Origin of the sequence: Arthrobacter sp. ov118 (assembly GCF_900116495.1) — a bacterium.
Taxonomy (GTDB): Bacteria; Actinomycetota; Actinomycetes; order Actinomycetales; family Micrococcaceae; genus Arthrobacter.
This window is the reverse complement of the sequence record NZ_FPAY01000006.1, coordinates 129,950-150,493: the sequence shown is the minus strand read 5'-3', so window position 1 is coordinate 150,493 and position 20,544 is coordinate 129,950. Positions and strand designations below refer to the sequence as shown.

Sequence of the window (20,544 nt, the reverse complement as noted above, 5' to 3'; positions counted from 1 at the left end):
TCGATTGTCAGGCCGCGTGCGTTTCCAAAAGTCGGAGCACGCGATCGTTGGAGGCGGGGCCGGCAACGGTGATCCGCACGCCGTCGCCCTGGTACGCCCGGACCATGATGCCCGCGCGGTCAAACGCGTCCACCAGCCTCGCCTGGAGCAGCTCATCCGCACGGATCCAAAGGAAGTTGCCCTGGCTCGGCTGCAGTTTCCAGCCCTGGGCTTCCAGCTGCGCGGCCATCCGGGCGCGCTCCTGCTTGACGGCGGTCACCCGCGCTTCCATCTCCTCCCCGGCGTCCAGCGACGCGATGGCAGCCTTCTGGGCCAGCGCGCTCACCGAAAAGGGAAGGGCGGTCCGGCGCAGTCCCTCAGCAATACCGGGCGCCGCCACTGCGTAACCCACGCGCAGGCCGGCCAGTCCGTAGGCCTTGGAAAAGGTGCGCAGAATGCAGACGTTCGGGTACTGGCGGTAGAGCGCCAGGGAATCGGGGCCGCTGCCCGCTTCGGCATACTCCACGTAGGCCTCGTCAATCACCACAAGGATGTCGGAGCGGACGGACCGCAGGAACGCCTCGATACGTTCATGGCTGATCGGCACGCCGGTCGGATTGTTGGGGGTGCAGAGCAGGATAACCTTCGTGCGGGCAGTGACGGCCGCGGCCATGGCGTCAAGGTCGTGCCCCTCAGCGCCGTCCAGCGGGATGCGGACCGGCCGGGCGCCTGCCAGCTCCACCAGGATGGGGTACGCCTCGAAGGAGCGCCACGCGAAGATCACCTCATCCCCGGCGTCGCACAGTCCGGTGATGATCTGCTGGAGGACGCCGACGCTGCCTGGTCCCACCGCCACCTCTGCGGCCGTGACGCCGAGGTGGCGGGCAATCCGTTCACGGAGTTCGACGGCGGCACTGTCCGGGTAGCGGTTCATCGTACCGGCCGCCGCGGCCACCGCAGCGGCCGCAGCGGGCAGTGGCTCGTAGTGGCTTTCGTTGCTGGCGAGGGCTGCGATGTCCCTGCCGGCGCTGCGCCGGCCCGGGACGTAGGGCGGAAGTCCGGCCACCGCGCCCCGAAGGGTGGGAAGCGCGGCGTCCGGTGCGGTCAGGATCTGATCACGGGTCATGAGGAACGATCATGATTGTGACCCCGCCCACAATGCAAGATACGCTCAACCCATTGGGACTTCTGCTCAACATCTACTGTCTGTGGTGAAAATATGACCATCCCGAACCCCCGCACCCTGGATTCACTCGACGGCAGGATCATCCTGGCCCTCGACAAGGATCCCGAAGCCAGCGCCCTGGCACTCTCGCGGACGCTCGGCGTCGCACGGAACACGGTCCACGCCCGGCTGGCACGGCTCGAGCGCAGCGGCGCCCTCCGCTCCTTCAGCCGGAGGCTGGATCCCGCCGCGCTTGGCTACGACCTGATGGCCTTCCTCTCCCTGTCCATCAGCCAGACCCGGACAGGCGCGGTGGAAGACGGGCTCGCCGCGATCCCGGAGGTCATCGAGGTGCACGCCACCACCGGGGACGCGGACCTCATGGCCAAGGTGGTGGCCCGCAGTACGGCCGATCTCTACCGCATCACCAACGAGATCCTGGAAATCGAGGGGATCCAGCGGACCAGCACGGCCATTTCCGTGCTGGAACTCATGCCGCCCCGCTACGACGGCCTTCTGAGCCGGCTGTCGGAGCAGGAATCGCGCCCTTCCACCTGACCGGGTGACGCGCACCAGAAGTGTGCAGATATTCAGTTCGGCCCGTGTCTTCCTGCCAAATATCCCAATCGAACTCCACTCTCTTGCCTGCTTGTGAACCAGGCCACATGATTCCTGCATGACTTCACTTACCGTCTCCGGCCGCGTGGCGCAGGTTCTCAGCAGCTATCTCAGCGATGTCTTCGGCGTCATGGGCAATGGAAACGTCTACTTCCTGGACGCCGCGGAAAAGCTGGGCCTCCGCTTCTCCGCCGTCCGGCATGAAGGCGCCGCCATCGCCGCGGCCGACGCCTACTACCGGACGTCAGGACGCCTCGCAGCGGGCACCACCACCTACGGCCCCGGCTACACCAACGCGCTCACCGCCCTCGCAGAGGCCGTCCAGGCGCAAATCCCCGTGGTGCTGGTCACCGGGGACGCGCCGAGCAGTGGCGCCCGGCCCCAGGACGTGGACCAGGCAGCCATCGCCGCGGGCCTCGGCGCGGCGACCTTCACCGTCACCCGCGACGCCGCGGGCTCCATCACGCAGCAGGCGGTGGAGTACGCGCTCACCAAGCGCACCGCCGTCGTCATTGCCATCCCCTACGACCTCGCGGCACTCGAGGCGGCAGATGAAGAGCTTCCCACGCCGCTGGCACCGGCGGTGAGTGACGACGTCGACGGCGGCCTTGGGCAGGTAGCCCACCTGCTCGCCGGGGCGAAGCGGCCGCTGATCCTCGCCGGCCGCGGTGCCCATCTCGCCGGCGCCGGCCCGGAGCTCCGGGAGCTCGCCGACCGCCTCGGCGCGCTGACCGCCGGGACCGCCCTGGCGCTCAACCTCCTGCAGGGCGAGGGGTATCTCGGCGTCGCGGGCGGCTTTGGCACGGACACCGCGGCCGGGCTCATGGGTGAGGCCGATGTGGTCCTCGTGGCCGGGGCAAGCCTGAGCCCCTTCACCATGCGGTTCGGGCACCTGCTCGGCCCGGACAGCACCGTCATCCAGATCGACGCCGCCCTGCAGCCGACGCACCCCCGGGTGGACACGTTCGTCAGCGCGGACGTGAAGTCTGCCGCGGGACGCCTCCTGAGGCTGCTGGATGGCCCGGCCTCGCCGGACGCCAGCCGCGCAGAAGCCTGGCGCGCGGAAGCCCGCAGGCGCCTGGCCGAGGGACCGGCACACCAGGCAGGCTCCGCGGAGACCCCGGACGGCCGGCTGGACCCCCGCTCCCTTGCCACGGCACTGGATGCGGTGCTGCCGGAGCGCCGCACGGTGGTCCAGGACGGCGGGCACTTCGTCGGCTGGGCACCCATGTACTGGCGCATCCCGAGGCCCCAGGACCTGGTCATGGTGGGGACCGCCTACCAGGCCATCGGGCTGGGCCTTGCCAGCGCCGTCGGGGCCGCCCGCGCGGTGGAGGACGGCCGCACCCTGGTGCTGGCCTCCGGCGACGGCGGTTTCCTGATGGGCCTGTCCGACCTCGAATCGCTCATCGGCGCGGCCAGAAGCGCTGTCGTCGTGATTTACAACGATGCCGCCTACGGAGCCGAAATCCACCAGTACGGCTCCCAGGGCCTGACCGAAAAGCCCATGCTGATCCCCGAGGTGGACTTCAGCGGCATCGCCCGCGCGCTCGGTGCGGAGTCGGCGGTCATCCGCTCGCTGGCGGACCTTTCCGCGCTCACGGACTGGATTGACGCCGGCGCCAGGGGAACCTTCGTGGCCGACTGCCGGATCACGTCGAGCGTCCGGGCCCCGTGGTTGAGCGAGTGGATGGCGGCGTCGCAGGCCGCGAAGGCGGCGGTTGCAGGGTAGCTGCCCGGCTGGCACGAAAAAGGAGGCCGACGACGACACCCAGTGTCGCCTTCGGCCTCCTTTTATGCCCGGCGGTGGTGCTATCCCCCGCCGGCGCTGGACCCTAGGCCGCCGTTGGAAGCGTTACGTAGCTGCCCTCGATGACGCTGGCGGCAACAACGGGTGCGCCGTCTACTGTGACATAGCTGCCACGGGTGACGGGGGGCAGGTTTCGCCCGCCAGCGACGGTGACATAGCTGCCCTCGACTCCGGCGGGGACGCTGCCGGCGGGGAGAGTCACGTAGCTGCCGCCGCGCACTGCGGTGTCAGCGACAGTGCTAGCGGTAGCGGCCTTTGGGGTGGTTTCGGTGGTGGATGAGGAGGTTTCGGGGCGTTCGGTCAGCAAAGTCATGGGTTCTCCGTGGGGTTTCGGGATGAGGGTCATACAGGTTTCTTGTGCCGCTCAAGCAGGAGGGCGGTTGCGCGTTGTGTCGCTTGCCCCGCTGGCCCGGGTATGTTCACCGGTGCGGTACTCAAGGGCTACGGTGGCCTGTACCTAATTTTACAGCCTTATTGTGAGCTACTCAGAATAAGGTGGGAAGGCTCACGTCTACGCAAGGCGGCTACGGATGGCTTCGTACGGCGGTGGCGGGCTGATTCACAGGTCCGCGGCCTAACATGTCCCCCATGAAGGCTGCCCGGAACGCACGCTCTGCCGCTGTTGTGATCAACGCCGGATCACGCCGAGGGGCGGCACCCGGACTTGCGGTGGACGCCATGCGAAAGGCAGGCGTGCCGATCTCCTCCGTGCACCACGTGCTGTCCGGGGCAGACCTGGCCGAAACGCTTGATCGAGTGGTGGCGGACGGGCACGACCTGGTGGTTGTCGGCGGCGGCGACGGGACGGTGTCCTACGCCGCCGGCCGGGTTGCCAGCACCAACGTTGTGCTCGGCGTTCTTCCGCTGGGCACCGCCAACGACTTCGCCCGCACGCTGGAGATACCGAATAATCTGGCCGAGGCGTGCGCCGCCGTCGCGGACGGGAAGGTGGTGGACATCGACCTCGGCCGGGCCAACGGTGAGCCCTTCCTCAACGTTGCGTCGGTGGGCCTGTCGGTGGCTGTTACCGAGGCTCTCAGCCCCCGCCTGAAGCGGCATATCGGGCCGCTGGCCTACGGCGTTGCCACCCTGACTGCTTATGCGCGGCACAAGGCGTTCCGGGCCCGCCTCGAGTTCCCCGACCGGGACCACGAGCCCATGGAGCTCGACAACCTGCTCCAGGTGGCCGTCGGCAATGGCCGGCACTACGGCGGCGGCAACACGGTCTCCCCCACGGCAGGGATCGACGATCACACCCTTGACATCTACGCCATCCTGGCGGCGCCGCTACGGGAGCACGTGAAGATCGCCCGGCTGCTCAAGGACGGAAGCTTCATCGAACACGACCGGGTCTACCACCTGACCAGCCGGCGGCTCCGGCTGGTCACCGAGCAGCCGCTACCGGTGAACCTCGACGGCGAGATCGCGACCACCACGCCCACCGACTTCACCGTCCAGCGCAACGCCGTTCACGTCGTGGTACCCCAGAGCAGCACCAGCGCGTTGTTCGACGGGCCGGGCGCCGCGAACTGGCCATCCAGTTGAAAGCTTGACTAGCAAAACTGCCCTCCGAATCGCACCAAGGAACGCGGCCTGAAGCTGCCCATGGCATACCAGGCCACAGTAGCGCAGCGGTCCTGGACTACAGCCGCCGCTGCCGGAACATCGGGAATTGCTGGCGCACCCTGAGCACAGTCTCAAGCGAGATATCCACCGCCCGGACACCGGGCTCGAGGCCAAGGTCTGTTTCGATGACCCCCATGGGATTAGCCAGAATGCTGCGGCCAACGGAGACCGGGGGCGCCTGGCACACCCCAGCCACGTACACGCTGTTCTCGATGGCGCGCGCCGCATTCAGCGCCAGCCACTGCTCCGTCTTATGCGTGCCCGGCACCCACGACGAGCAGACCAGCAGCACCTGGGCGCCGGCGTCGGCCAGTGACCTAGCCATTTCCGGGAACCGCAGGTCGTAACAGGTCATGAGGCCGAACCGCACTCCGCCGGACTCAAACACCACCGGGCTGGTGGACGGACCCGGCTTGATGAACGTCGATTCCCCGAAACCCTGGCGTCAAAGAGGTGGATCTTCCGGTAAAAGGCGAGCCGATCGCCGTCGGGCCCGAAAGCCACCAGGGTGTTGTAGGCCTTGCCCGGTTCCTCCGAGGTTTCCACCACGCCCGCCACCAGCGCGATGCTATGCCGACGGGCAGTGCTGGCAAGCTCCCGGCAGACGGGACCGTCCAGCGGCTCGGCCACCTCGGGAAAGGTCGCGTCCACCTTCTTCTTCTCGTAGGCGGCGTACTCCGGGAAGGCGACCAGGGCGGCGCCGTCTCCGGCGGCCGCGGCGGCGAACCGGTCGATCGCAACGAGGTTGGCGTTGATGTCGGTGCCGGACTCCAGCTGCCCGAGCGCAATCCTCACGGTCAATCCTTCCCTTTAGTCAGGCGGCCCAGCTCAGGCGGCAGGTTGTCAGGCGGCATCTGGTCAGGCAACCGAGTTCAAGCTGCCGCCTCAACCGTCGCCTTCTCCGTGCTGGTCATCTCCGGCGGCGCCGCCCTGAAGCCGCGCGTGATCACGGCCAGGACCACAATCCCCAGCACCAGCCAGGACACTCCCAGCGTAATGGCGTTGCTGTCCAGCTGGGAGAGCAGGTAGGCGCAGATAATGGCACCGACCGCCGGGACCACCACATAGGACACAGCGTTCAGCTGCTCCCCGGCCCGGCGCCGGCGCACGTAATGGAAGACCACTGAGACGTTGACCAGCGTGAAGGCGGTGAAGGCACCGAAGTTGATGAACGACGTCGAGGTGGCGACATCGAGGAAGATCGCGATCAGCCCCACGATGCCGGTGATGACAAGGTTCAGGATGGGTGTGTGGAACTTCGCGCTGAGCTTGCCGAAGACCGCCTTGGGGAGGACCGAGTCGCGGCCCATGGCATACATCAAGCGGGAGGCGCTGGCCTGCGCCGCCAGTCCGGAGGCGAACTGCGCCGCCACCAGCCCGGCAAGGAACACCGCACCGAACAGCTGGCCGCCGATCTGCAGTGCGATGGCGCTGGCCGCTGAGGCCGAATCCTCGAACACCCCGCCGGGGTGCACCAGCTGCGTCACGTAGGAGACCACCACGAAGATGCCGCCGCCGATCAGCGCGATGAGCATGATGGCGCGGGGCATGTTCTTGCGCGGGTTGATGGTCTCCTCGGTGAGGGTGGTGACGGCGTCGAACCCGAGGAACGAGTACGCCGCGATGGCGGCGCCGGCCGAGATGGTGGCGAAGCTGGAGGTGTCGTTGAAGAACGGCTGCGTGCTGGCCAGGCCGCCGGCGCCCTGGGTGGACACGACGTTGCCGATGGACAGCGCCACGAAGAACACGATGACCAGCAGCTGGAAGGCCATCAGCACGTAGTTGGCCTTGTCCGCCACCTTGATGCCCAGGATGTTCAGCACCGTGGTGATGAGGATGAAGCCCACAATCCAGACCCCGATCGGGATTCCGGGGAACTGCGCGCTCAGGTAGGAGCCGCCGATGAGCCAGATGACCATCGGCAGGAACAGGTAGTCCAGCAGGATGGCCCAGCCCACCAGGAACCCCACCCGGGGATCGATGGACCGGCGGACGTAGGTGTAGGCGGAACCGGCCACCGGGTAAGCGACGGCCATCCGGCCGTAGCTGTGCGCCGTGAACAGCATGGCGACCATGGCCACCAGGTAGGCGGCCGGCGATGCCCCGCCGGTGGTTTCGGCGATGATCCCGAAGATCCCCAGGACGATCAGCGGGGTCAGGTACGCCAGGCCGAACAGGACCAGGGAGGGCAGCTTCAGCGTGCGGGTCAGGGTGGGTGATGTTGTCACGGTGGGTGAAGTGGTCACGGGTGCTTCCTTAGGCGTTGAAGGGCTGGGGAGCCCAGGTGGCCGGGCTGATCCGGCCCTGGTACACGGGCAGTTCGACGGCGTCCTCGCCGTCGCGGAACTGGGACCAGGGGCGGTTGAGGTTTTCGGTGCCGTGCAGTCGGACGTGCTCGACGGCGGCAAGGTCCAGTTCCGCCGTAAGCAGCACCGGTGAATCGTCGTCGGCTGCTGTGATGGTGTTGCCCTCGGGGTCGACGACGATACTCAGGCCCCTACCGGTGGGACCCGCGCAGTTGACGCTGACCATGAAGACCTGGTTCACGATGGCGTTGGCCTTGGCGAGCACCAGCTCCTGCCGGCGGTCCGGCGTCGTGGTCTTGACGACGTTGAGGATCACCTCGGCACCCATCCAGGCGAGCTGGCGGGAGACCTCCGGGAACCATGCGTCGTAGCAGATGTTCAGGCCCACCCTGCCGATGCCGGCCAGGTCCACGGTGGTGAACCGGTCGCCGGGTTCGTAGGGCTCGAACGGCCGCCACGGGAAGACCTTCCGGTAGTAGCCGGCCAGCTCACCCTCCGGGGAAAGGACCAGCTGGGTGTTGAACAGCTGCCCCTCCGGACCGCGCTCGCACACGCTCCCCGGGACCAGCCAGATGCCCAGGTCCCCGGCAAGCTCCCGGAGCTCCTTGACCCGGGGACCGTCCAGCGGTTCGGCAGAGTCCTGGAGCACCTCGGTGCGCTGCTGATCCGGATTTTCGTCGCCGAAGAGGTGCAGCTCGGGAAAGACCACCAGCCTGCTGTGCGGCTGGGCGGCGAGGGCGGCTTTGACCTCGTCCGCGAAGGCCGATACGGGTTCGCCGATGAGTCGTGGCCGGGCCTGGGCGGCGATGAGGGGAAGGGTGCGTTCCATGGTTATCTCCACGTCGGGGATGTGATCTGCACTATATTAGATCAGAATGATCAATTTATGGGAAGAGGGGCAGATGGGCCGTAAAGTAGCGGATATGACCCGTCAGTTCGAGGACACCGCCGAGGCCTCACCCATCGGCGCCGGCAGGCTGGCCGGCCTCGACCGCCGCAGCGCCATCGACGCCGTCCGGCTCCGGATCGGCATGGCCATTTCGCTCGGGCTGCTGAAACCCGGCGAGCGCCTCCCCGACCAGGAGGACGTGGCGCTGGGCCTGTCGGTCAGCCCGATTACCGCCCGCCGGGCGCTGGCCAGCCTGGCCGATCAGGGCGTGGTGGTCCGCCGCCGCGGCCGGGCCGGCGGAACGTTCGTGGCCGATGAACCCCCGCGGAACGTGCTGGCCGAACTCACGGCATCACCGGCCGAATCCCAAGCGGTAAACCGGCTGGTGGACCGGAGACTGCTGTTCGAATGCGCCGTCACCCACTACGCGGTTCTCAACGCCACGGCAGAACAGCTCGATGAGCTCGACCGGCTGACGCACAGCATGGCCGAATCCGGCGACTGGTCCGGCTACCACCAGGCGGACGAGCAGTTCCACCAGCTCGTGGGCACCGCCTCGGGTCTGGGCACCGCCGTCGAGGCCTACCACGAGACGCTGGCAGAGCTCTACGCCTACTTCATCCCCTACCCCATCGAGCTGCTGCACAAGTCCAACTGCGACCACGTCGCACTGGTGGCAGCCCTGCGTGCCGGCAATGTCCAGGAAGCCGTGGAGGTCTCGCGCCAGCATGTGGACATCCTGCACCGCACCATGTTCATGGGCCTGACGGACGACGGCGGCACCGCCTGACAAACGGTCACAGCCGTCACCTGTAACCGGTCATTCCTCGACGAACTCCAGCAGGTCACCCGGCTGGCACTTGAGGACCCGGCACATTGCTTCCAGAGTGCTGAAGCGGACAGCCTTTGCCCGGCCGTTTTTCAGCACCGCCACGTTCGCCGGGGTGAGCCCCACACGTTCGGCGAACTCCCCCACGCTCATTTTTTGTTTGGCCAGTTCGACGTCGATGCGCACCACGATGGGCATCAGATCACCGCTTCCATGTCGGTGCGCAGGTCCGTGGCCTGCCGCAAGAGCGCGCGGAGCACCACCACCACAAGGCCCAGGGCAGCGCCGGCTACCAGCAGCAGGAACAGCAGGAGCGGCAGGCCCGGGTCATCCGCGTTGAGGACCACGGAGGCGGACAGCACCGCCAGCATGGTCCACGCGGCGGCGATGGCCCAGACAATCGCGTCCACCCACCGCAGCGCCTCGTTGCTGAAGATGCTGCCGAGCTTGACCATGGTGAGCAACTTCCAGGTGCTCACGATCACCACCTGGACGCAGGCGACCTCCAGGATCGAGAAGACGGTGAGCGGCCACTGCAGGTAAGCCCGCTCCGGATTCTCCTGCGCCATGTGAGCGAACTGCCCGGGAAGGGACATGACTTGGAACAGGACCAACAGGAGGAAGGCCACGACAAGGACGATCCGGAGCGCGGTGACAGCCAAGCGAGTGAATTGCATGCATCGAGTCTCAGCTGTTAACTATCGAAAGTCAATCGGTCTCGGGGAGTTCTGTAGCTGTTAGAGGTGCCGCCCGAATCCAGACGCAGCCCTCCGCCATCTCACAAGGTGGCCCAGCTACTAGCATTAGGTCCATGGTTGCCGCCGATGACAGTTCCGCCGTTCACAGCGGCGGAGGCCTGTCAGGCGGTACCAAAGGCGCCGGCCAACTCATGGCCATGCTGGACCATGGCGTTTCCGCGGCCGATCTGGAAACCACGTTGTCCGCCTGGTTGGAAGCCGGGGCCATCGACCCGCCGGCTGCTGCGGCGGCACGCCGGCTGAACGCCCGGTTGTGGGAGGCCAGCCGCCGGGAAGGCCTGCTGCGCGTCCTCTACGATACGGCCACCGACCTGACCGGCATCCGCGACGTGGAGGCAGTGCTCAAGGCCATCGTCCGGCGCACCCGGTCACTGATCGGCAGCGACATCGCCTACTTGAGCCTGAACGACTATGACACCGGCGAGTCCTACGTCCGGGTGACCGACGGCGCAACCACCGCTCTCTTCCGCAACATCCGCATGCCCCTCGGCGAAGGCGTGCTCGGCGCCGTCGCGACCGGCGAAGCGCCCGCCCAGAGCCCCGACTACTTGATGGACGAGACCAAATCGCATCTGGAGTCCAGCGACACCGCAGTGGCAGCCGAGGGCGTCCGGGCGATCATGGGCGTCCCCCTTCGCGCAGAAGGAAAAGTCATCGGCGCGCTCCTGGTCGCCGACAGGCATGCGCACCAGTTCAGCAGTGACGACGTCGCCCTGATGGAATCCATCGGAACACACGCAGCCGTTGCGCTGGAAAACGCCCGCTACTTCAGTGAAATGGCCAATGCCCTCACCCGGCTGGACCAGGCGCAGCAGCAGAACCTGGCCCACGTACGCGCCCTGGAGGAGCTCTCGAGCCTGGACCGGCGGCTTATGGAAACCCTGGCCTCGACCGGCAGCCTTCCTTACCTGCTCAACCTGCTGGCCGAGTCCCTCGACACTCCTGTCTCCTTGGTCTCTCCCATGGGCGAGCCGCTGGCGGAGTCGGGACCAGAGGGAGACTTCGGCAGTTTCCCGGCACTGAGCGCCGCCGAGGAATCTGCGGCCAAGAGGGCGGCCGTGCCCTTTGAAATAAAGGGCAAGAAGTACACGGTCATGTCGGCCGTCGCGGGCGACCAGCACCTCGCCTCCCTCATCGTCGCCGAGCAACTCAGCCCGGCCCGGCTCGCGGTCCTGGAACGCAGCGCCTTGGTGCTCAGCGTGTCCCTGCTGTTGGAACGCACCTTCCAGGACGCCCAATACCGGCTGCAGCTCGAACTCATCGATGACCTGCTCAGCCCGCGCGCTGAAAACGCGGCGGCATTGACCCGCAGGGCCGGCCAGTTCGGACTGGCAAACCACCTCCAGCTGGTGGTGCGCGTGGTGGGGGTCAGCGACGACCAGCGCCAACGGGCGCTCTCCGTACTCAGGCACCGGTCCGAGGGCGTTCCGGGAATCATCGCCCTGCACGAATCACACTTGTGCATCATTGAACCCTTTGAACGGCACGACAATCGCCCGAACGGAACCGGGGGCGCCGGCCGCACCGGCCAGACCATCATCGACGAACTGAAACGACGCCGCATCACGGCCACGGTCGGAACGTCAGAACCAGTGATCGGTTTTGCCCGGCTGGCCGCGGCCCATACCGAAGCCGACGCCGTCCTCCGTGCACTGCAGGCCCTCTCGCGCGACGGCGAGGCAGCGGACCGGGCGGCTTTGGGTACCGCCGGAATGTTACTGGGAGCGATGGACAGCCCGTTCGCCGGGCAGCTGCTCACTGCACAGCTGGGTCCACTTCTGGGCTACGACGAGCGGCGGGGAACACAACTGGTCCTCACAGCGTGGACGTTCCACGAAAACGGCGGCGCCACCCAGGAGACCGCCGACTCCCTCCACATCCACACCAACACCCTGCGGCAACGGCTGGACAGGATCGACGCCCTCATCGGTGCGTCCTGGCGCCGGGGAAGTCGCTCCCTTGACGTCCAAGTGGCGCTGCGCTTGTGGCGGATGAAGACAGCCGGCGTCAGCTCCGTCGGCTTCTGATCAACGGACCTGCCTCCCGCCAGCCAAGGCACATGGTGCCGGCACACATGCGCAGGAGCGATATATGGCGCGAAACCACATGGTGAGTGTCACGTAGCTCTGGAATGCTGAGATCTGCGGCACCTTTCGGGCAGCCGCCCATCCCATCTCTAGGAGTTATTCACAATGTCGTGTGCGCATGCAGCGGGCATCCGTCCCGCAACTTTCGGCGTCCTCCGCCTGCCGCGGAGCGTCGTCGTCGGCGCCCAGCAGCGCTTCGCCGTCGCCAATATCGCAGCTGAATTCGGGACCAACGTCCTGGTCTGCACGGATCCGCGGCTGGCCGTCTCAGAGGAACTCCAAGCCCTGGTCCGGAGCCTCGAGGACCGGGACCTGACCGTACGGGTCTACGGGGACACCCAGGCCGAGCTTCCGGTGCCGGGGATCATCGCTTGCGTCGAGGAGCTCAAGGGCCAGGAGATCGACGTCATCATCGGTTTTGGCGGCGGCAGCTGCATGGACATGGCGAAGGTCGTCTCCGTGCTGCTCACGCACGGCGGCAAGCCGAGCGACTACTACGGCGAGTTCGCCGTTCCCGGCCCCACCAAGCCGGTCATCGCACTGCCTACCACGGCGGGCACCGGGTCCGAAGCAACGGCAATCGCCGTCGTCTCCGATCCTGACCTGGGCATGAAGATGGGCATCTCCAGCCCCCACATCATCCCGTTCGCCGCCGTGTGCGATCCCGAGCTCACATACTCCTGCCCGCCGTCGCTGACGGCCGCCACCGGCGCTGACACCTTCGTGCACCTGGTGGAGTCCTTCACGGCGATCACCCGGGAGCCGACCTCCACCCTGGCCTCCGAACGCGTCTTCGTCGGCAAGAACATCCTGACGGACTCGATTGCCTTGAACGGCATCGGGCTGGTGGGCCGCAGCCTGGTCACCGCCTACAAGGACCCGGAGAACACCGAGGCCCGTGGCGGGATGATGCTCGCGGCACTCTACGGCGGCGTCGTCCTCAGCAACGCCGGAACCGCCGCGGCGCACGCCATCCAGTACCCGGTAGGCGCACTTACCCACACCCCGCACGGTGTGGGCGTCGGCCTCCTGCTCCCCTACGTCGTCCGCCACAACTTCCAAGCGATCCAGCCGCAGCTGGCACAGATCGCTGAAGCCCTGGGGCGCGATATCCGCGGGCTCGACGAGCGCGCCGCCGCCGTCGCAGGCGTCGAGGCAATCGACGAGGTCATCGCGGCCATCGAGCTGCCGCCGACGTTGGAGGCCCTTGGCGTGCAGGAAAGCGACCTCGCCCAGATCGCCAAGCTGTCGCTGAACTCCAAGCGGCTCATCGACAACAACCCCGTGCCGCTGGATCTCGACGCCGTAACCTCCATCGTTTCCGCCGCCTACGCCGGCGACCGCACCATCCGCTGATCAGCAATAAGGACCACTGATGACACTTCTTTCAACCCAGGAACCGCTCGACGTCGACGGTCTGACTGTGCCCCGCCAGCTGCTCATCGCCGGCAACTGGCAGCACGCCAGCGGCGGTGACACCGTCGAGGTGATCAACCCCTCCGACGCTTCGGTCATCACCGGCATCGCCGACGCCGACGTCGAGGACGGCCTCGCCGCCGTCGACGCCGCGGCAGCAGCCTTCCCGGAGTGGGCCGCGACCCCGCCGCGCCGCCGCGCCGAAATCCTGCGCCGCTGCTTCGAACTGATGACCGAGCGCAGCGAGCAAATCGCCCACCTCATCTCCCTCGAGAACGGCAAGGCCCTGGCCGACGCCCGCGGGGAAGTGGCGTACGCCGCCGAATTCTTCCGCTGGTACGCCGAAGAAGCGGTCCGGATCATCGGCGATGTGTCCGTCTCGCCGTCGGGCGCCAACCGGATCCTGGTCCAGCACATGCCGATCGGTGTCTGCGTGCTGATCACCCCCTGGAACTTCCCGGCGGCCATGGCCACCAGGAAGCTGGCACCGGCCCTGGCCGCCGGTTGCACCGCCGTGCTGAAGCCCGCCACGCTCACGCCGCTGACCACCCTGGCGATCGCCCAGCTGATGATCGACGCGGGAGTCCCCGCCGGCGTCGTCAACGTCATCACCACGAGCAAGACAAACGAGGTCATGACCCCGATCCTTGCCGACCCCCGCGTTCGCAAGCTGTCCTTCACCGGTTCCACCGGCGTCGGACGCCACCTGCTACGCCAGGCGGCCGACAACGTGCTCAAGTGCTCCATGGAACTCGGCGGCAACGCCCCGTTCCTGGTCTTCGATGACGCGGACCTCGAGCTGGCCCTCGACGGCGCCATGATCGCCAAGATGCGCAACGGCGGCCAGGCCTGCACCGCCGCCAACCGGATCTACGTCCAGCGCGGCGTCCACGACGAGTTCGCCCGCCGGCTGGCCGAACGGATGGGCGCCATGCGCGTAGGCCCGGGCACCGACGCCGACACCGAGGTGGGTCCGCTCGTGGACGAGGCCAGCGTCCGCAAAGTCGACTCACTGGTCCGCGACGCGGTCAGCCAGGGAGCCAGGCTCCTCGCCGGCGGCAAGGCCATCGACGGCGCCGGGTATTACTACCCGCCCACGGTCGTAACCAACGTGCCGCTGCAGGCCCGCATGGTCAGCGAGGAAATCTTCGGCCCGGTGGCCTCGGTCATCCCCTTCGACACCGAAGAGGAAGTCATCGCCGCCGCAAACGACTCCGAGTACGGTCTCGCAGCCTACGTGTTCACAGAAGACCTCCGCCGCGGGCTTCGGGTCTCTGAACGCATCGAAAGCGGCATGGTGGCCCTCAACCGGGGACTCGTTTCCGACCCCGCAGCACCGTTCGGCGGAGTCAAGCAGAGCGGCCTCGGCCGTGAAGGTGCCCACCAGGGCCTGCTGGACTTCACCGAAACCAAATACATCGCCCTCGACTGGTAGCCCGCGGCTCCCTCTGTTTCCATCCGAAAGAAAAGACCAATGACGATCTCCAATACCAAAGCCAAGACGAAGGCGCCCTGGCGCGTTCCGGCTGCCAGCTTCATCGGCACCACCATCGAGTGGTACGACTACTACATCTTCGGCCTGCTCGCCGCAACGGGAGTCTTCAGCCGCCTGTACTTCCCCGAGCAGGATCCGGCCACCGGCCTGCTGATGGCGTTTGTCACCTACGCCGTGGGCTTCGTTGCCCGTCCGTTCGGCGGCATGTTCGCCGGCCACTACGGGGACAAGATCGGCCGCAAGCCCATGCTGGTACTCTCCCTGCTCATCATGGGTGCTGCCACCCTGGCCATGGGTCTGCTTCCCACCTACGCGCAGATCGGTGTTTGGGCTCCCATCCTGCTGACGGTGCTGCGCCTGCTGCAGGGCTTCGGCGCCGGAGCCGAGTGGGCCGGTGCTGCTGTCATCTCCATCGAACACGCCCCCGCGGGCCGCAGCGGGTTCTTCGGAAGCTTCACCCAGATGGGCGTCCCGGCAGGCATGCTGCTGGCCAACTCCAGCGTCCTGGCCGTCAAGGCCGCCGTACCGGCGGAGGTCTTCGACGCCTGGGCCTGGCGCCTTCCGTTCCTGCTCAGCGTGGTCCTGATCGTCACCGGCATGGTGGTCCGCACCAAGCTTGAAGACTCAAACGACTTCAAGGAACTCGTGGCGACGAACCAGACCTCGAAGAAGCCGCTGGGCGAGGCCATGAAGAAGGAAACCAAGGGAATCTGGCTCGTTGTCGGTATGCGACTGGCAGAAAACTCCGCGTTTTACCTGTACACGACGTTCTCCGTGGTCTACATCATGAAGACCTTTGGAGCCGAGCGCGCCAACCAAGGCACGATGTCCGTTCTCATCGCCTCGGGCATCGGCGTCTTCGCCGTCCCGCTGTGGGCGATCCTCTCGGACAAGATCGGGCGCAAGCCGCTCTACCTGTTCGGTTCCATCGGCGGACTCCTGTTCTTCCCGCTCTACTTCGTCATGACGGACACCGGCAGCGCACTGCTGGCAACGCTCGCCATCATCATCGGGCTCGCCGTCTTCCACAACTCGATGTACGGCCCGCAGGCGGCCTTCTTTGCAGAACTGTTCTCCACCAAGCTGCGCTACAGCGGCGCGTCCATGGGCTACCAGTTCGGCTCGGTCCTGGCAGGCGGCATCGCGCCTCTCGTCGCCGTGGCGCTGCTCACCGCCGGCAACGGCAAGCCGGGCTGGGTAATCCTGTACTTCAGCATCATCGGCGTCATCACCGTTGCGGCGACCATCCTCGCACCGGAAACGCTGACAAAGCTGGACCGGCGCATCACCGCCGCCCAGGAGCTGGACGAGAAAAACGCGGCGATTGCACAAGAGCGCGTCAGCGCTAACTGACACTCGCTGAACTAAGGCGGGCGCCGTCCGGGTCAAAGACAGACCTGGACGGCGCCCTTCCTTTTGGCATGGCAACACAAACGGGGGCGGCCACTTGAGTGGCCGCCCCCGTTCTTGTGAGCCTCCCCGCAGAGCGTTCACGCTGCCCTTAGCGCTGCTTGCCCGTTTCGGTGCCCGTAACGTTAAAAGCGGCGTCCAATTTCACCGTCGCTGTTGTCCCGTCGGCCTTCCGGATGTGTGCCTCGTAGGCAGCCCCCTCCGCATCGGTTTCGACACGGACGACAGTCGCCCCGGGGTTGGCGGCCGTCGCTGCCGCTTCCACCCGGGCTGCAGTATCACCTGTCAGCAGCTGCTCGGTGGTGCCGTTAGCTTGGTGGCTGCCCTTCTGCTGGGAACCAGACTGTGTTGTGGAGGTCGCTGCGCCGTCCGGGGCGGCCATCGCGAGATACATGCCGCCGCCGACGAGAGCGGCAGTTACTGCTGCGCCCGCGGCGACGTTTCGAACTGTTTTCATCACGTGCTCCTGATTTCTGCGTGGTCAGTGGGCTGGAAGCGGCGGGACCTAGTCGTCCTTGCCGATGTTCTGGATGCCGACCGGTTCGCCCTCCCTGGTGTTGGTCCTCGTATTGATCAACCAGGTGATAAGCCACAGCACCACGCCAATCGCCATCAGTCCCCCGACGATCTGGTACTGGATGACATCACGGCCTACCCATGGTCCGGCGAGGAAGGCGCACAGCAGGGCCGCGACGATGGGTAGCGGCCCCGGCGAGGTGAAGAACACCTCGCGGTTGGGGTCCCTCTTGCGGCGGAGGACAACGCAGGCCACGTTCACCAGGGTGAAAACACACAGGAGCAGGAACGCCGTCGTGCCGGAGAGGTTCGCGACGACGTTGCTCTCCGGGTCGCTGGTGACGTACCAGATCAGCCCCAGTGCGAGGACGGTGGAGAACGCGATGCCTGCCCACGGCGTGCGGCGTCCCGGCAGGATTTTTCCGAGCGGCCGCGGCAGGACGTCCTGCCGGGCCATGCCGTAGATGAGGCGGCTGGCCATCAACATGTTGATTAACGCGGTGTTGGCGACGGCGAAGACCGCGAGGAACGGAAAGACCTTGTCGATGGGGAAGTCCGGTGAGCCCTTGTGCACCACCTCAAGGAGGGCGGCGCCTTCGGCCTCCCTGATCCCCTCGAGCTCCGTGGGCGAGAGCACGCTGACCACGGACACGGCCACCAGCATGTAGAGGATCACGGCGACGCCGAGACCTGTCAGCATGGTCCGCGGGAAGATCCGCTCGGGGTTCTGCGTTTCCTCGACCATGTTTACGGAGTCCTCAAAGCCGACCATCGCAAAGAACGCGATGGACGTGGCCGCCGTGACCGCCAGGAACAGGCCCTTGTCCTTGTAGTCGGTGAAGACCGTGATCTCTGCGGGATTCCCTGTCCCTTGTGCCATAACGTAGAAGCCGACCCCAATCACGATGCACAGCGCGATCACCTCGACCAGGGTGAGCACAACGTTGAACTTCACGCTCTCCCCCACGCCGCGCAGGTTGATGGCCGCCAGCAGCAGCATAAAGCCCAACGCAACCGCCGTGATCACCTCCCGTCCGGGCATGTCCATCCAGCCGTTAATCGCCAGGCCTCCAAAAAAGTTCTGGGCAAGGACGTTGGCGGATGTGGAGGCGCTGGTGATGCCGGAGCAGACGACGGCGAACGCGACCAGGAAGGTGACGAAGTGGATCCCGAACGCCTTGTGCGCGTAGAGCGCCGCGCCGGCTGCCTGCGGGTATTGGGTGACCAGCTCCAGATAGGAGAATGCGGTCAGGGTGGCGACGACGAAAGCGAGCAGGAACGGCAGCCAGACGATGCCGCCGACCGTGCCGGCCATGGTTCCGGTGACGGCGTAGACGCCGGCGCCGAGGATGTCACCGACGATGAATAGGAGCAGGAGCTTGGGTCCGAGGACACGCTTGAGGGTGGGTTCGTCACCTTCGGGAGTTACATCAAAGACCTTGTCGGACGTGGTGCTCATGGTTGACCTCCACAGCGGGTACCCGGCTCCTGTGAGCCGCGGCCGGATTCCTGGCCTCGATGTGACCTACCTCACTGTGACCTCCTGAGGTCAGTTTGGCAACAGGTTATGCTGGAACCTCGGCTGAAGACACCCGGCCATCGGATCGCACCCCCTACGGAGCTGCCATCATGACCGAGGCAATGGCCCCCGCCGTCCCCACTGACGAAGCCTCCACAGGTACCGTCCCCAGCGACGCGACCACCAGCCCTAATCCGGACGCCGCTCTCCGCCAGCTCGCGGCCGACACCTTCGGGCTCCCCCACCTCCGCGCCGGCCAGCTCGCAGGGATGCGGGCCCTCGTCGGCGGCAGGGATGTCCTCGCCGTGATGCCCACCGGCTACGGCAAGTCGGCCATTTACCAGGTTGCGGCGCTGCACCTGCACCGAAACCAAGCCCAGGGCCAAGCCGCCCAGAATCCAACCCGACCAGGCACCGCGCGGTGCGGTCCCGCCGTCGTGGTTTCCCCGCTGATCGCCTTGCAGGAGGACCAGCTGGACAGGCTGCTGGAGACACTGGGCGGGGAGGCCGCCGTCGCCATCAACTCCGGGCATAGCGATTCCGAGGTGAACGACGCCTGGGACGCCGCCGAACGCGGTGACGCCGTCTTCATCTTCCTCGCCCCCGAACAGCTCGCGAAGACCGAAACCGTCGAACGGCTCGCGGCCCTGGATGTGGCGTTGTTCGTGGTGGACGAGGCACACTGTGTCTCCTCCTGGGGCCACGACTTCCGGCCCGATTATCTGCGCCTCGGCGAGGTCCGCGGGCAGCTGGGCAACCCGCCCGTCGTCGGCCTCACCGCCACGGCTTCTCCCCCGGTGCGCGACGAAATCCAGCAGCGTCTGCGCATGACGGACCCGTTGGTGCTGGTGCACGGCTTCGACCGGGCCAACATCAGCCTGGCCGTGGTCCGCCACCTCGAGGACAGGGACAAGCGCCGCGCCGTGACCGAGCAGGTGACCGGACTGGCGGCGGAGCTCGAGGGCCCAGGACTGCTGTACGCCGCCACCCGCAAGGACACCGAGGCCTACGCCGCCGAGCTCACCGAACGCGGCCTCCGCGCCGAGGCGTACCACGCTGGCCGGAAGCAGAGCGAGCGGGACCAGGTCCACGAACAGTTCCTCGACGACGAGCTCGACGTGGTGGTGGCCACCACGGCCTTCGGGATGGGCATCGACAAACCCAACGTCCGCTTCGTCGTCCACGCCGACATCCCCGACTCGCTGGACAGCTACTACCAGGAGATCGGCCGCTCCGGGCGCGACGGCGAAGCCGCCTCCGCCGTCCTGCACTACCGGCCCGAGGACCTGGGCCTGCGCAAATTCTTCGGCACGCACGCGCCGGACGAGGAATCGCTGCTGGCCGTCCTTCAGGCGCTGCGCGCCGCCGACGGGCCCCTGACACAGAAGGCCCTCGCCGAGCAGACCGGATTCTCGCCGCGGAAGCTCACGGGCCTGCTGAACCAGCTGCAGGAAACCCGCGCCGTCAAAACCGGCAAGCGCGGCATCCGGCTGGAGGCGGGCGCCAAGCTGCCCGCGGTGGTGGAACGCGCCGTCGACCATGCCGAGGCACGCCAGCGGGTGGACCGCTCCCGCATCGAGATGATGCGCGGCTACGCCGAGACTGACGGCTGCCGGCGCCAGTTCCTGCTGGGCTACTTCGGCGAGGACCTCCCCGAGCCCTGCGGCAACTGCGATACCTGCGCCGACGGCTCCGCCCACAAGGAGGATTACGACGACGGCGCCGCGGCCGAAGCGGGCGGGGAACCTTTCCCGCTCCAGGCCGCCGTCGTGCACAAGGAATGGGGGCCGGGCGTGGTCATGCGGCATGAGGAGGACGTGATCACGGTGCTGTTCGAGCAGGAGGGCTACAAGACGCTGTCCCGCCAGGCCGTGACCGAGGGCAAACTGCTGAAGCTCGCGACGTGACGGCCGTCTGGGCGCCCGGTGCGCTTCCGTCCCATAACGCGGGGCTTCCATCCCGCAACGCGGGGCTTCCATCCCGCAACGCGGGGCTTCCATCCCGCAACGCGTCACTTAGCGCCCATAAAGGCCCTCCGAATGGGCCGTAGATGACCCCGCGTTGATGTTAGGGCCGGGCGCCATGCGTCGGGTGGGGTGCGCATGGCCCGAGAAGGACCAT

The 20,544-nt window shown here is 66.8% G+C and carries 17 protein-coding genes and 1 pseudogene; 9 read left to right on the top strand and 9 right to left on the bottom strand.

Features of this window, described 5'->3' with window-relative positions; all coding sequences use genetic code 11:
* Positions 1 to 7 precede the first annotated feature (7 nt).
* Complete coding sequence (hisC, locus tag BM372_RS12935; RefSeq protein ID WP_090955839.1) at positions 8 to 1,105, bottom strand: histidinol-phosphate transaminase; 1,098 nt, start codon at positions 1,103 to 1,105, stop codon at positions 8 to 10.
* A 93-nt stretch (positions 1,106 to 1,198) separates the two neighbouring features.
* On the opposite strand from hisC, the gene BM372_RS12930 reads away from it, so the two are divergent.
* Together BM372_RS12930 and BM372_RS12925 are read left to right on the top strand one after the other, a co-directional pair.
* Positions 1,199 to 1,702 (top strand): Lrp/AsnC family transcriptional regulator, encoded by a 504-nt coding sequence (locus tag BM372_RS12930; RefSeq protein ID WP_090955837.1) that lies wholly within the window; start codon positions 1,199 to 1,201, stop codon positions 1,700 to 1,702.
* 118 nt (positions 1,703 to 1,820) lie between these two features.
* Complete coding sequence (locus tag BM372_RS12925; RefSeq protein WP_090955835.1) at positions 1,821 to 3,494, top strand: thiamine pyrophosphate-binding protein; 1,674 nt, start codon at positions 1,821 to 1,823, stop codon at positions 3,492 to 3,494.
* A 103-nt stretch (positions 3,495 to 3,597) separates the two neighbouring features.
* On the opposite strand, the gene BM372_RS12920 is transcribed toward BM372_RS12925, so the two are convergent.
* Entirely contained in the window at positions 3,598 to 3,885 is a 288-nt protein-coding gene (locus BM372_RS12920; RefSeq protein ID WP_090955941.1) for a hypothetical protein, read from the bottom strand.
* Between the two features lie 275 nt (positions 3,886 to 4,160).
* On the opposite strand from BM372_RS12920, the gene BM372_RS12915 reads away from it, so the two are divergent.
* Complete coding sequence (locus BM372_RS12915; RefSeq protein ID WP_090955834.1) at positions 4,161 to 5,117, top strand: lipid kinase; 957 nt, start codon at positions 4,161 to 4,163, stop codon at positions 5,115 to 5,117.
* A gap of 97 nt (positions 5,118 to 5,214) precedes the next feature.
* On the opposite strand, the pseudogene BM372_RS12910 reads toward BM372_RS12915, so the two are convergent.
* From BM372_RS12910 to BM372_RS12900, 3 genes and pseudogenes are all read right to left on the bottom strand, one after another.
* A pseudogene (locus tag BM372_RS12910) lies at positions 5,215 to 5,993 on the bottom strand (carbon-nitrogen hydrolase family protein).
* A 77-nt stretch (positions 5,994 to 6,070) separates the two neighbouring features.
* Entirely contained in the window at positions 6,071 to 7,444 is a 1,374-nt protein-coding gene (locus BM372_RS12905; RefSeq protein WP_256214235.1) for an APC family permease, read from the bottom strand.
* 10 nt (positions 7,445 to 7,454) lie between these two features.
* Complete coding sequence (locus BM372_RS12900) at positions 7,455 to 8,333, bottom strand: carbon-nitrogen hydrolase family protein (RefSeq protein WP_090955832.1); 879 nt, start codon at positions 8,331 to 8,333, stop codon at positions 7,455 to 7,457.
* 94 nt (positions 8,334 to 8,427) lie between these two features.
* Here BM372_RS12900 and BM372_RS12895 point away from each other — a divergent pair, with 94 nt between their 5' ends.
* Positions 8,428 to 9,183 carry a FadR/GntR family transcriptional regulator gene (locus BM372_RS12895; protein ID WP_090955830.1) on the top strand — a complete coding sequence of 252 codons (756 nt, stop codon included), beginning with the start codon at positions 8,428 to 8,430 and terminating at the stop codon, positions 9,181 to 9,183.
* 30 nt (positions 9,184 to 9,213) lie between these two features.
* Here BM372_RS12895 and BM372_RS12890 read toward each other — a convergent pair whose 3' ends face one another.
* Together BM372_RS12890 and BM372_RS12885 are read right to left on the bottom strand one after the other, a co-directional pair.
* Positions 9,214 to 9,420 (bottom strand): helix-turn-helix domain-containing protein, encoded by a 207-nt coding sequence (locus tag BM372_RS12890; protein ID WP_090955828.1) that lies wholly within the window; start codon positions 9,418 to 9,420, stop codon positions 9,214 to 9,216.
* A complete protein-coding gene (locus BM372_RS12885; protein WP_090955826.1) occupies positions 9,420 to 9,899 on the bottom strand; it encodes a DUF2975 domain-containing protein in 480 nt (159 codons plus the stop codon). The genes BM372_RS12890 and BM372_RS12885 overlap by 1 nt, the downstream gene beginning before the upstream one ends.
* 134 nt (positions 9,900 to 10,033) lie before the next feature.
* On the opposite strand from BM372_RS12885, the gene BM372_RS12880 reads away from it, so the two are divergent.
* The 4 genes from BM372_RS12880 to BM372_RS12865 all read left to right on the top strand — a co-directional run bounded on the left by BM372_RS12880 (position 10,034) and on the right by BM372_RS12865 (position 16,331).
* Positions 10,034 to 12,007, top strand: coding sequence for a helix-turn-helix domain-containing protein (locus BM372_RS12880; protein ID WP_090955823.1), 1,974 nt, complete (start codon positions 10,034 to 10,036; stop codon positions 12,005 to 12,007).
* A 165-nt stretch (positions 12,008 to 12,172) separates the two neighbouring features.
* A complete protein-coding gene (locus tag BM372_RS12875; protein ID WP_090955822.1) occupies positions 12,173 to 13,423 on the top strand; it encodes an iron-containing alcohol dehydrogenase in 1,251 nt (416 codons plus the stop codon).
* A 19-nt stretch (positions 13,424 to 13,442) separates the two neighbouring features.
* Complete coding sequence (locus tag BM372_RS12870) at positions 13,443 to 14,918, top strand: NAD-dependent succinate-semialdehyde dehydrogenase (RefSeq protein ID WP_090955820.1); 1,476 nt, start codon at positions 13,443 to 13,445, stop codon at positions 14,916 to 14,918.
* A 39-nt stretch (positions 14,919 to 14,957) separates the two neighbouring features.
* Positions 14,958 to 16,331 (top strand): MFS transporter, encoded by a 1,374-nt coding sequence (locus BM372_RS12865; protein ID WP_090955818.1) that lies wholly within the window; start codon positions 14,958 to 14,960, stop codon positions 16,329 to 16,331.
* 148 nt (positions 16,332 to 16,479) lie between these two features.
* Here BM372_RS12865 and BM372_RS12860 read toward each other — a convergent pair whose 3' ends face one another.
* Together BM372_RS12860 and BM372_RS12855 are read right to left on the bottom strand one after the other, a co-directional pair.
* Positions 16,480 to 16,845, bottom strand: coding sequence for a hypothetical protein (locus tag BM372_RS12860; protein WP_090955816.1), 366 nt, complete (start codon positions 16,843 to 16,845; stop codon positions 16,480 to 16,482).
* 48 nt (positions 16,846 to 16,893) lie between these two features.
* Positions 16,894 to 18,363 carry an APC family permease gene (locus tag BM372_RS12855; protein ID WP_090955815.1) on the bottom strand — a complete coding sequence of 490 codons (1,470 nt, stop codon included), beginning with the start codon at positions 18,361 to 18,363 and terminating at the stop codon, positions 16,894 to 16,896.
* A 170-nt stretch (positions 18,364 to 18,533) separates the two neighbouring features.
* Here BM372_RS12855 and BM372_RS12850 point away from each other — a divergent pair, with 170 nt between their 5' ends.
* Complete coding sequence (locus tag BM372_RS12850; protein ID WP_090955813.1) at positions 18,534 to 20,330, top strand: RecQ family ATP-dependent DNA helicase; 1,797 nt, start codon at positions 18,534 to 18,536, stop codon at positions 20,328 to 20,330.
* The last annotated feature ends 214 nt before the right edge of the window (positions 20,331 to 20,544 follow it).